This window comes from Streptomyces sp. NPDC002690 (assembly GCF_053592415.1).
In genome coordinates, this window is sequence record NZ_JBSFVR010000245.1 from 1 (window position 1) to 11328 (window position 11328).

Annotated in this window: 10 protein-coding genes and 2 pseudogenes; 4 read left to right on the forward strand and 8 right to left on the reverse strand. The window is 71.4% G+C overall.

Features of this window, described 5'->3' with window-relative positions:
- A pseudogene (locus tag ACWD3D_RS25505) lies at window positions 1-92 on the reverse strand (alpha-glucosidase C-terminal domain-containing protein); the annotation flags it as partial.
- A gap of 1161 nt (window positions 93-1253) precedes the next feature.
- A complete protein-coding gene (locus tag ACWD3D_RS25510; RefSeq protein ID WP_451463122.1) occupies window positions 1254-2303 on the reverse strand; it encodes a phosphotransferase family protein in 1050 nt (349 codons plus the stop codon).
- Window positions 2304-2497: 194 nt separating this feature from the next.
- Here ACWD3D_RS25510 and ACWD3D_RS25515 point away from each other — a divergent pair, with 194 nt between their 5' ends.
- Window positions 2498-3307: a hypothetical protein gene (locus ACWD3D_RS25515; protein ID WP_451463123.1), complete on the forward strand. Its 810-nt coding sequence runs from the start codon at window positions 2498-2500 to the stop codon at window positions 3305-3307.
- A gap of 100 nt (window positions 3308-3407) precedes the next feature.
- On the opposite strand, the gene ACWD3D_RS25520 is transcribed toward ACWD3D_RS25515, so the two are convergent.
- From ACWD3D_RS25520 to ACWD3D_RS25540, 5 genes are all read right to left on the reverse strand, one after another.
- A complete protein-coding gene (locus ACWD3D_RS25520) occupies window positions 3408-3650 on the reverse strand; it encodes a hypothetical protein (RefSeq protein WP_451463124.1) in 243 nt (80 codons plus the stop codon).
- The gene (locus ACWD3D_RS25525; protein WP_328720920.1) at window positions 3647-3895 is read right to left on the reverse strand and encodes a hypothetical protein; all 249 of its coding nucleotides are present in this window, start codon (window positions 3893-3895) and stop codon (window positions 3647-3649) included. Before ACWD3D_RS25525 ends, ACWD3D_RS25520 begins: the two co-directional genes overlap by 4 nt.
- A gap of 178 nt (window positions 3896-4073) precedes the next feature.
- Window positions 4074-4994, reverse strand: coding sequence for a hypothetical protein (locus ACWD3D_RS25530; protein WP_451463125.1), 921 nt, complete (start codon window positions 4992-4994; stop codon window positions 4074-4076).
- Window positions 4991-6256 carry a glycosyltransferase gene (locus ACWD3D_RS25535; protein WP_451463126.1) on the reverse strand — a complete coding sequence of 422 codons (1266 nt, stop codon included), beginning with the start codon at window positions 6254-6256 and terminating at the stop codon, window positions 4991-4993. The genes ACWD3D_RS25530 and ACWD3D_RS25535 overlap by 4 nt, the downstream gene beginning before the upstream one ends.
- A 142-nt stretch (window positions 6257-6398) precedes the next feature.
- On the reverse strand, window positions 6399-6944 hold the full coding sequence (locus ACWD3D_RS25540) for a YcxB family protein (protein WP_451463127.1): 546 nt from the start codon (window positions 6942-6944) through the stop codon (window positions 6399-6401).
- 959 nt (window positions 6945-7903) lie between these two features.
- On the opposite strand from ACWD3D_RS25540, the pseudogene ACWD3D_RS25545 reads away from it, so the two are divergent.
- Window positions 7904-8313, forward strand: a pseudogene (locus tag ACWD3D_RS25545) (site-specific integrase); the annotation flags it as partial.
- Window positions 8314-8393: 80 nt separating this feature from the next.
- On the opposite strand, the gene ACWD3D_RS25550 reads toward ACWD3D_RS25545, so the two are convergent.
- On the reverse strand, window positions 8394-9155 hold the full coding sequence (locus ACWD3D_RS25550) for a phosphoglyceromutase (protein WP_451463128.1): 762 nt from the start codon (window positions 9153-9155) through the stop codon (window positions 8394-8396).
- Between the two features lie 298 nt (window positions 9156-9453).
- On the opposite strand from ACWD3D_RS25550, the gene ACWD3D_RS25555 reads away from it, so the two are divergent.
- Both ACWD3D_RS25555 and ACWD3D_RS25560 read left to right on the forward strand, forming a co-directional pair.
- Window positions 9454-10845 carry an MDR family MFS transporter gene (locus ACWD3D_RS25555; protein ID WP_451463129.1) on the forward strand — a complete coding sequence of 464 codons (1392 nt, stop codon included), beginning with the start codon at window positions 9454-9456 and terminating at the stop codon, window positions 10843-10845.
- An 11-nt stretch (window positions 10846-10856) separates the two neighbouring features.
- Window positions 10857-11234 carry a hypothetical protein gene (locus tag ACWD3D_RS25560; protein ID WP_451463130.1) on the forward strand — a complete coding sequence of 126 codons (378 nt, stop codon included), beginning with the start codon at window positions 10857-10859 and terminating at the stop codon, window positions 11232-11234.
- The last annotated feature ends 94 nt before the right edge of the window (window positions 11235-11328 follow it).

Here is an 11328-nt window from a genome sequence, read left to right on the forward strand (position 1 = left end):
GGCCACTCGCCGACGGCGGGGAAGCGCACCCCGCCGATCAGTTCGACCGGGTGGCGTCCGTTGAAGGACCGCAGATCGAGTTCGGTCGGCTGTGGCTCGCCGCGCGCCCCGCTGGACGCCCGGCTCGCCGGTCTCGGCGGCCCGGTCTTCCGGATCGCGCTGTTGCGGGAGTTTCACGTCCACGACCCCCGGGCACTGCTCGACGCGGCCGCCGACGAGGGCTGGGTACCGCTGCCGGCCGACCGGCTGGGCTCCCACGACCCGCAGGACCTCATCGGCGCCGCCCTGTGGCTCGCCGAGCGCGGGGGCGCGATGGCGGGAGCGGACACCCTCGCCGACCGCAGCCAGGCGTACCGGCTGGCGGTCGAGGAGGGCGACGAGATCGCGGGCTGGAGCCGTGAGGAGGTGGTGGCGGACTTCGGCTCCGGGTGGCTGCGGGGCTCCGCGGCCCAGCGGTGCGGACCGCCCGGGAAGCCCGTGCGGGAGCCGGAACGGCCGGACTTCGCGGAGCTGTTCTCGGTGGACGCCCCGCACTGCGCGGACCCGGAGTGCGGCGAGGAGCGCTGCCAGTGGCAGCTCACACCCCGTACCGCCGAGGCTCTCCACGAGGCGCTGCGGCTGCTGGCCGGCCATGCCCTCGACCACGCGCGGGCGCTCGGCGACCGCCCGCTCGCGCCGGGAGGACTCGGCGAGAGAGCCGGGGTCTTCACGCGGTTGCCGAGGGTGACCTTCGGCGTCGGCGCGGCGTGGCGGCGGCGGTTCGTGCGGGCGGTGGAGGACGTCGGGAGCGATCTGGCGAACGGCTGGTGGCCCGAGCCCACGTGCACGGCGGAGGAGCTGGCCCTGCACCTCGCGATCGAGGACGCACGCGCCGCCGCGGAACCGGGGGCTGGGCCGGGAGGGCCGGGCGCCACCGGTCTCCCCGCCGACGCGGACCCTCCGGCCCACCGGGACGACCACGACTTCGACGGGTGCGCCGAGATGTTCTTCCAGGACACCGACGTGCTGATGCTCTACGACGCCGGCCTGGACGGCATGGAGGACCCGGACGACGAGGTCAACCAGCGGCTCGGCATAGGCGACCTCCGCCCGTCCGCCTGGTTCGCACCCTTCCTCAACGTCACACCCCGCGAGCCCCGGCCCGGGGACGAGGACGAGCCCGGGGACGAGGACGAGCCCGAGCCCGGGGACGCCACGAGCCCCTGAGCCGCCCAGCGGCTCCGGCGCACAGCGGCGGTGGAGCGCGCCGGGGCTCATGCCCGCGTGCGGGTCGCTTCCTCCACCTCGGCGAGCGCCGCCACGAGCCGGGGTGCGATCTCCGCCTGGAGCCATTCCTGTTGCTCGGCGCCGTAGCCGCGAGGCACCGCCTCCGTCAGCATGATCAGGTAGAGGTAGGTGCTGTACAGGGCGAGGCGGAGCCGCACGGACGGGGTGAACTCCGCGTCACCGCCCCCGGCGGCGTATCCCGCGAGAAACGCCGGGTCCGCGGAGAGGTCTCCGAGCAGCGCCAGGGAGACGAAGTCGGCCACCGGGTCGCCCCAGAACATGCGCTCGCCGTCGATGACCCCGCTCAGCCGCAGGTTCCCGGGCTCGCCGTCCACCAGCAGATTGCCGTCCCACAGGTCGAAGTGGACGAGCGCGGGCCGGGTGACGTCGTCGAGTACGTACGCGGCACCGGCCAGCACTTCCCGTACCCGCGCGGTGGGTACGGGAAGCCGGGCGCCGAACGCGTCCGCGTCGGCCAGGACCGCTCCCGCCATCGCCGAGAACGCCTCCCGCCAGGTCGCGGCGAGCGGGCCCAGGGGCGCGGCCGGATAGCCGTAGCCGTCCGTACCGGTCACGGCGTGCAACCCCGCCACGACCCCGCCCAGTTCGGCTCGGAGCCGCAGCCGTTCGTCGGCCCCGAGCGCGTCGGAGACCGTGGTCCAGGGCCGGCCCGGACAGCTGGTCATGATCAGGTACGGCCCGCCCGGTGCGGTGGGGTCGAGCTCGGCGCGTACGACCCCGGGAACCCGGGGGTCGGTGGTCGCGCGGTAGAAGGCGACCTCGTTGACCAGCAGATCGCGCTCGTAGGCGAGTCCGGAGAGAGGCGCGGGCGGGGTCTTCAGGACCCACGCGCGGCCGTCGGTGAGGGTGATGCCGGTGACGGTGTTGTACGTCCCGCCGGTGAGGGGTTCCCGCCGGAGGACGTCCGGTGCGGTGAGTCCGGCGGCCGTCAGGGCGGCCGTGGCGCGGTCCCCGGCGTCGGGGTCGACGGGTTCTCCGGTGGGGGAAGTCCGCTGCTCCGAGGTGTTCTGAGGCATGAATGCTCCCGAAACGGTCGGTGAATTCACAGAGTGATCACAGTGGAATCACAATCACGCGAGGCGGCGAAGGGAAACCATGGTCGAGCAAATTTTCGACCATAGAGTGAGTGCGACTGTGACGATCCTTCCGTGTCCGGTGTGAACTGGAGCCTGAGCGAGGGTTGTTGCTCCCGATATAGGAGAAATGAACCATGCGCGCTTCCCTCGTCCGCCGATCCGCTCTCGCCGCGTCCGTGGCCTCCCTGGTCCTCCTGGCCACCGCCTGCGGCGGTTCCTCGGACGACTCGGACAGCAAGGGCAAGGAGTCCGCGTCCGGCGAAAGCAAGACGAGCAACGTCAAGGCGCTGACCGCCGCCGAACTCGAGAAGGTGGCGCTGGCCGACGGCGACGTCGCGGGTCACAAGATCGAGAAGGCAGGCGCCGCGGACATCCTCAAGGCCGCCGACGTCACCTCCGACAAGGCCGAGTGCCTGCCCTTCGCGCACGCGCTGTTCGCGGTGCCGCAGGGCAAGCCGGTCGCCTCGACCGCCCGCACCGCGACGACGGAGCCGAAGGCTTCGGACGCCGCCGCCGACGCTGCCGACGCCGCCGGTGACATGACGGACGAGGACATCGACGCGGCCATGAACGAGTCGTTGGACGTGAGTTCCACGATGATCGACCTGGCCTCGTACGAGGGTGGCGACGCGGCCGACGTGGTCGCCGCCGTCCGCAAGGCCGCCGCCGCGTGCGCCTCGGGCTTCACCGCCACCGTGCAGGGCGACGCGCAGAAGCTCTCCGGGATCACCGAAGCGAAGGTCTCCGGCGGCGAAGAGGCCGTGGCGTGGGACATGGTCGCGGAGCAGGAAGGCACGAAGATCCCCTTCGGCCTCGTGGTGATGCGCCAGGGCAGCACGGTGAGCACCTTCACCACCATCAACATGGCCGCTGCCATGGGCCAGGACGTCAAGCTGGAGCAGCCGACCGCGGTCGTGGACGCGCAGGTCAAGAAGGTTTCCTGACGTCACGTCGGGCAGGAGGGCGGCCCGGTCGTGACGCGTGCAGGCGTCCCGGCCGGGCCGTCCGGCATCGCTCCGGGTCCTGCCGCCGCCCCGGCCGGGCTCAGGGCAGCGGTACCAGCCTGACGACGGTGACGGTGAGCACCGAGCCGGAGACGTAGTACAGGACGATCGCACCCGCCACCGTCGCCTCGCGGCGGTCGCGTTCGCCCTTCACGGCCGTGGAGCCGTGGCCGTACGGTGCCCGCCCCAGCGTGCGGGCCATCTCGTCACGGAACGGTTCGGTGTCGCGCATCTTGGCCAGGGTGTCGTCGGCCGGCGGGGCGTAGGAGATACGGAAACTCAAGCCACGCTCCGCCTCTCGGCCTCGTCCCGGGCCAGTCGGTCCAGGATGCGTTCGGCCTCGGGATCGGGAACGGCTTCCAGCATCCAGTGCCGCATCACCGCGTGGATCTGGTGCACGCCCGCCTCGTTGACGGCACGGTCGAACTCGTCGCGTCTCTCGTCGGGGAGCGCGGCGCGGATGGCCGGGATGCTGTTGGGTACCTCCACCTCGGTACCACCGACCAAGGTCTTCAGAGACTCGCCCATGGTGCTCTCCCCGATCTCCTTGCTCTCGCCGAGCGTTGCCGGGCCCGTCGGCAGGAACCGGCGCGCGTCCGCGCGAGGGGCGCCAGGACGGGCGCCCCCCACGGTAGTGGCTGGAGGACCCAAGTACACGGGTGCGTCCATCCCTTCGGAGGTACGGAACACGGGCGCGGGCGGAGGATCAGGCTGCCGTGACCTCCACCGACAACTCGTTGTCCAGCGTGTAGTAGGTGAGGGCCCTGAGTCCGTCCAGGGTGACCGCCGGATACACGAAGACCCTCTTGCGGTCCGCGACATCGTCCAGCAGCCGCCCCACCCGGATCGGCCGGGCACCCGTCTCCGTACGCACGAGTACGTCCCAGACCCCCGGACCGCCGTCGGGCGTGTCCGTCAACTGGCCGTGGGCGAAGGTGAACCGCAGACCGTCAGGCCCGTCCGCGTGCAGTTCGGCCTCACGGACCTCCCCGGCCCGTCCCCGCAGGCGCAGCAGGGCCGCCGCGCCCGCGCCGGGTCGGAAGCCCGGTCGGACGCCCGGCCCGGCGGCGAACAGTCGCGCCCGCACGGTCGTGGAGTCGGCGCCCACCTCCACCCGGTCCACCTCGACGTGCGCCGTCCGCAGCCAGGTCCGTACGGCGAGGGTTCCGTCCGGCGTGGCGAACGGGACCCTCACCGCGAGCGGCAGCGGTGTCGCCCCGGGCTCCCGGCCGGCCGACAGCGCCCGCAGGTCGCGCAGCCCCGCCAGCAGGGGCGTACGCTCCGCGTCCGGCGCGGTCAGTACGAAGAGGTCCCACCGCCCCTCCGCCAGCGGCGGTCCGGGTTCGAGCACGGCCCGCCAGCTCCGGCCGGCCGCGTCGTCCCGCTCGCCTGACGGCCCCTCCGGCTCCAGGTCGAACAGCCGGGTGACCGAATCCGGTTTCCCCTTCGGCGGGCGCAACCGCAGCAGGAGCCGGGGCGCTTCGGCCGTACGGAGCCCCAGGCGCACCTCCATCCGTCCGTCCCGGTCCACCGTGCAGTCGGCGCGCGGGAGTTCGCCGATCCCGGGCGTGGTGGACGTGTCCCGCACCGGGGCGGTGCCGCCGTCCGTGGCCTTCGTCTCCGTCATCGCCGCTTCGCCTTCCGTACCGTCTTGAGCAGGGTGCGTGCCGCCGTCTCCAGGGTGTCCCGGGCGGCGTACCCGCGCGGGCCCAGCGCGAGAGTCGTGCCGGTGGCCGGTACGGCGGGGCACCCGGTGGTCCGGGCCGCGACCAGCTCCTCGAACAGGGCCTCGGCCCGCGCGACGACCGGACCCGGGGCGTACCGGCGGGAGTTGTCCAGCGCGGCGCGGCCCATCCGGCGGCGGAGATCGTCGTCGCGGACGAGGTCGAGCAGGGCAGCGGCCAGCGCGTCCCGGTCTCCGACCGGCACCAGGCGGCCGTCCTCGCCGGGCCGGATGATCTCGGCGGGGCCGTGCGGGCAGTCGGTGCTCACGACGGGCAGACCGCAGCGCATCGCTTCGACGATCGTCATGCCGAACGGCTCGAAACTGGAAGTCGCCGCGGCGATCGACCCCTTGACCCACTCGGCTTCCATCGGGGCGGCCGCACCCATCAGGAACACGTTGTTGTGCAGGGCGAGTTCGTCCACCAGTCGCCGCAACCGGTCGTGTTCCTCGCCCCGCCCGTAGATCCGCAACTGCCAGTCGGGGCGCTCTGCGGCGACCTTGGCGAACGCCTCGACGAGCAGGTCGTACCGCTTCACCCGGACCAGCCGTCCCGCCGCGACCACCACCCGCGCACTGCCGTCCGCAGGCGGCAGCGAGGGGTCCGGCACGCTGTTGGGCAGCGCCTCGACGCGTACGCCCGGCAGCCGCATCGTCCGCCGGTAGGCGGCGGCGTCCGCGTCGGTGACGGTGGTCAGCCCGTCCAGCCGCCGGTACGCCCGGCGCAGCACGCGGCGCAGCGCGGGCGGATGGCTCTCCACCGTGAGGTGCTCCTGCCCGACCCGCACCGTGCGGTCGGGGGCCTGGAGCGCGAGGTGCACGTTGAGGCCGGCCCGCGTACCGATGGCGACGTCCGCGTCCGTCCCCGCCAGGAACTCGGCGATCCGCTGGTCCGTCAGCGCGTTGTACTGTCCGTACCGGTACTCCGCGCGCGGGAACGCCTTCGACGGCTGCCCGAACAGCGGGTGGTCCTTCTCCTGCCGCAGGTCGATCAGCGGGCGCAGCCGGATGCGCGGATCGAGCGTGAACGCGGTCGTGTCCCGGTGCCGGTTGACCGAGACGATCTCCACCTCGTGCCGTTCGGCCAGTGCGTGAGCCAGGTTGAACGTGGTGGAGATGGTCCCCCCGATCCCGTACGCGTTGTGGATGAGGAACGAAATCTTCATGAACGGCAAGACAGCTTCGGGCGGCCGGTAGTTGCGGCCGTTACTCCTTCGTGAGGGGCGGGCACGGCCGATCGGCCCACACCCGGGGCTGCGGCAGGAGTTCGCCGGGAGGCGTGAGCGGCCGGAGGTGCTCCGGCGGCGCTCAGACGCGTCGGAGGTGCCGCGTGAACAGCGCGCGGGCCCGGTCCAGGTCCTCGGGGGTGCTCGCGCCGCGCTTGGGCAGTACGAAGAAGTACTCCGCGCTCCCCGTGAGGACGAACAGCTCGGGCGTCTCGAACCACCAGGGATAGACGTTCCAGCCGGAGGCGCTGACCTCCCCGGTCGAGCCGGTGGTGGTCAGCCCGTCGGCGGTGAGCGTCGTGCGGCAGGGGCCGAGGGCCGCGTGCGTGTCGTACTGGCCCCGTACCCGAGAGGCGCGGACGCGCTGACGCACGTAGAAGAGGGCAACGACGCAGGCCGCGCCGGCGGCGATCGTCTCCGTCGTGTCGAAGTGCCGCCACAATGCCCGTGAGACGAGTACCGCGGTCGCGAACACGGCGGGAATCAGCAGGGATCCGATGAGTCCGTGCCGGGTCCTGAGAGTGAACCGCCTCAGGGCCTTGTCGTAGTCAGACGCGGCCGGGAGGTACTCGAACAAGGCGGTGTCCGAGGTCGCGGATTCGGCCTGCCCCGCTTGATCCATTGTCATGACGGGTGAGGTTAGGGCAGTTCGCCGGCACCGCACACCTGCTCGGGCGGCACCGGACCGGCTCCCGTACGGGTTCCACCGTGCGGGAGAGCGGACCCCGGCCGGCCGATCACGGCCTCGGGTTCCGGGGAAACGTCCGCGACCTGCGGCGGGGCCGCTTCCGGCCACGAAAATGCCCCCGACCCGCGCCGTACGCGCAGGTCGGGGGCACGGTCGCAGAATTTACTTCTTCTTGCCCCGGGTCTTGTCGCCGATCATGAGGGACCGCGTCTTTACAGCTCTGAGGCTCGGGAAGGCGCTCGTTGACTGGTCGTCATCGGTCATTGGCTGCCGGTGTCGATCGGCATCGGACAGCCCGGAGACGGCCCAGGTTCAGGACGCTGGAGTCTCGCGCCACGTAAGCGCCGTTCCACTGCCCTGTCATCGCAGCGCTGCGATGACGGCGCCGACTCCGGCGAGCAAGGTGCCGATGCTGGTGAGAACGGCAGTCCACGAAGCGGTGCTGCCGTTTGTCCCTCCGCCAGACTCGGAGGGGGGAGGGATGTCGCTCATGCCGTTCCTTCCTGGCGTACCTCTGCACGAGGTGCGGTTCGGCCCGTCCTGGCCTGGCGATACGAAGGGGGCGGGGCCTCTTCATGGCCACGGAACGTATCAGCGGCTGACCAGCACACGAGGCACCGGAAGCGTTATTCAGCTGTCCTCCACCATGCCCACGAGTTGGTCGCCGCGGTGTGTGATCGATCTCAACGTGCAGCCTCCTGACCTGGTGTTCTCCGCGTTTGGCATATGCGGCGCCATGCACTGGGGCCTGGGGCACGCGCACATGATCCCGAGGGGCGCGCACATTGGCTCACCCGACGCGCACTTACCCCCTGACCAAACGGGGCAATCGGTGCAGCGATCCGGATGGGCTTGGCTCGATTTCCCCCCTGTCGGCGCCGGTTGTCGTTGTGCTGTGATCCCACATGAAGCGTTTGCCGCCGGTCGAGGTCACGTTGCCTCGGAAGGTCGCGGACGGGCCGTCGGTGACCAAGCGGCTGATCTTCTTCGGGCCTCGCGGTGGCCATGTCTGGCGCACGTCGCTCAACGGCGAAGCGTGGAAGCCCTCCCTGGCGGCGGCCGGCGTCATCCCCGTGCCCGAGAAAGGGAAGCCGCACGCGGAATCGCGGGAGAACGGAATGCATGCCCTGCGGCACTTCTACGCGTCGGTGCTCCTGGACGCGTGGGAGAACGTCAAGGCTCTCGCGGAGTACCTCGGCCACTGCGACCCCGGGCTCACGCTCCGCGTGTACGCACACCTGATGCCCTCCAGGGACGCACCCGATCGGCTGGTGCCGCTGTCTTCGCCACGGCCCGAGCGAGCACCTGACGGCCCAGCGACGGCCCCAGGGCAGAAACGAGCCCCCTACTCGCGGACAAACCGCAGGTAGAGGGCTCGCTTTGGGCTTACTACTTCTTCTTGCCCTGGTTCTTCACGGCCTCGATGGCGGCCTTGGCCGCGTCCGGGTCGAGGTACGTGCCGCCCGGCTTGACCGGCTTGAAGTCGGCGTCGAGCTCGTAGACGAGCGGGATGCCGGTCGGGATGTTGAGGCCCGAGATCTCCTCGTCGGAGATGCCGTCCAGGTGCTTGACCAGGCCGCGGAGGCTGTTGCCGTGGGCGGCCACGAGGACGGTCTTGCCGTCGAGCAGGTCCGGGACGATGCCGTCGTACCAGTACGGCAGCATGCGGACGACGACGTCCTTGAGGCACTCGGTGCGCGGGCGCAGCTCGGTGGGGATCGTCGCGTAACGCGGGTCGTCGCTCTGCGAGAACTCCGTGCCGTCTTCCAGGACCGGCGGCGGGGTGTCGTAGGAGCGGCGCCACAGCATGAACTGCTCCTCGCCGAACTCTGCGAGGGTCTGCGCCTTGTCCTTGCCCTGGAGCGCACCGTAGTGGCGCTCGTTCAGCCGCCAGGAGCGGTGGACGGGGATCCAGTGGCGGTCGGCGGACTCCAGCGCGAGCTGCGCCGTGCGGATGGCGCGCTTCTGGAGGGAGGTGTGCAGGACGTCGGGGAGGTACCCGGCGTCCTTGAGCAGCTCACCGCCGCGCACCGCTTCCTTCTCGCCCTTTTCGGTGAGGTTCACGTCCACCCAACCGGTGAACAGGTTCTTCGCGTTCCATTCGCTCTCGCCGTGGCGGAGGAGGATCAGCTTGTACGTCGCGTCGGCCATGAGCCCGAGCGTAATCGAACCTGTACCCCCTTCGCGCGTCCGGCCACTGGACGGACAAACAGGTACACAGGCGAGCGGTGCGCAGCCCACATGAGGCGCCTTCGCGGGGGGTGCCGGAGCCGGACGTTTGACGGCAGCCGTCAAACGAGTGGCGGGCGGGAAGCCGTCCTTCGTAATGTTCGATCAGCTGCCGTACCGCTTACCGATCAGGTCCGTGCGGCTTCGTCCCGCATACCTGTTCCGCTCTGTTCCGCAGCTGCTCCGAAGCACTGTTGCGCATCACCCTGGGGGTACCCGCATGCCGTCCGTCACCGGTCTACGAAGAGCCGCGCACGGCGCGGTGTCCGGGATGCCCCGGGAGTTCTGGTGGCTGTGGACCAGCACGCTGGTCAACCGGCTCGGCGCGTTCGTCGCCACCTTCATGGCGCTCTACCTGACCCTGGACCGGGGCTACTCGGCCTCGTACGCCGGTCTGGTCGCCTCCCTGCACGGCCTCGGCGGGGTCGTCTCCTCGCTCGCCGGCGGGGTGATGGCCGACCGGCTCGGGCGGCGGCCGACCATGCTGATCGCGCAGGTGTCGACGGCTCTCTCGGTGGCGGTGCTCGGGTTCATGGAGAACCCGGTCGCCATCGCGGGCGTCGCGTTCGTCGTCGGTATGGCGAGCAACGCCTCGCGTCCGGCGGTCCAGGCGATGATGGCGGACATCGTCGCGCCGAAGGACCGGGTACGGGCCTTCTCGCTGAACTACTGGGCCATCAACCTCGGTTTCGCCGTCTCCTCCGCCGGGGCCGGGTTCATCGCCGAGTACAGCTACCGGATCGGCTTCCTCGTGGAGGCGGCGCTGACCCTGTGCTGTGCCGCCGTCGTCTTCCTGAGGGTGCCGGAGTCGCGGCCGGACCATGCTCCGGTGGCGTCGGCCACCGGCGGGCGGGCCTCGTCCCCGGCCGGCGTCCGGCTCGCCGACGTGCTGCGGGACGGGCGGTTCATGGGGGTGGTCGGGCTGTCGTTCCTGGTCGCGCTGATCACCCAGCAGGGTTACGTGGGCCTGCCGGTGGCCATGGGCGCGGACGGGCTCACCAGCTCCGACTTCGGTACCGCGATCGCCGTCAACGGCGTGCTGATCGTCGTCCTCCAGCTCCCTCTCACCCGGTTCATCGAACACCGTGACCCGCGTCAACTCCTCATCGTCTCGACCCTCCTCGCCGGATACGGGTTCGGGCTGACGGCCTTCGCCGGCTCGGTCGCCGCGTACGCGCTGACGGTCTGTGTCTGGACCCTGGGCGAGATGGTCAACGCCCCGACCCAGTCCGGACTGGTGGTGAAGCTGTCGCCGGCCGAGGGCCGGGGCCGCTACCAGGGGGTGTACTCGATGTCCTGGTCGGTGGCGGCGCTGGTCGCCCCGCTGATGTCCGGCGTCGTGATCGACCACTGGGGGGCGTCCTGGCTCTGGATGACCTGCGCCGTGCTCGGCACGGTGACCGCCCTCGGCTACTGGCTGCTGATGCGCAACCTGACGGGGGACAAGGCGTCGGCGGGCGACGGGCCGGGGGAGAGCGACCGGATCGTGGGAACCGGCCGGGCGTCGAGGGCGGCGGAGACGGCGGCGCCCGCCGAGGCGCCGCAGGTCTTGGCGCACGTCCCGGTGCAGGCCCCGGCACACGCTCCGGAGCTTGCCGCGGGGCGGTCGTGACCGGCGGACCGGTGGCTTCACCGGAGCCGCCGACGCCCGTGCCCCGGCTGCTGCGGGTCATGGCCGACTACGAATGCCACGCGCTCTGGATACCGGACGCGTTCGACAACGTCTCACCCCGTGATCCGCTCTTCGGCCTGACGGCCCGGCTGGCGGAGAGGCTGGAGGCCTGGAGCGCCGAGTTCGACGCGATTCTGGTCCAGGACGATCCCGCGTCGTCCGCCTTCCCCTCTCCCGAGGCGGAGGCCGCTTTCTGGCGGACCGGTGAGGAACTGGCCCGGCAGGCGTCCGCCGAACTGGGCCCGGCTTGGCGGGTGACCTACGAGGACCGGCGGACCCGCACGCACCGGGACGTCCTCCCCGCGGACGGCCCGCCACGCGGAGTCTGACGCGCGGCGGCGCCCACCCGGCGGAGCCTGGTGGCTCCCCGAGAATCTCAACACCTGGCGCCCCGACGTCCTCTTCACGATGCCGATGATCCTC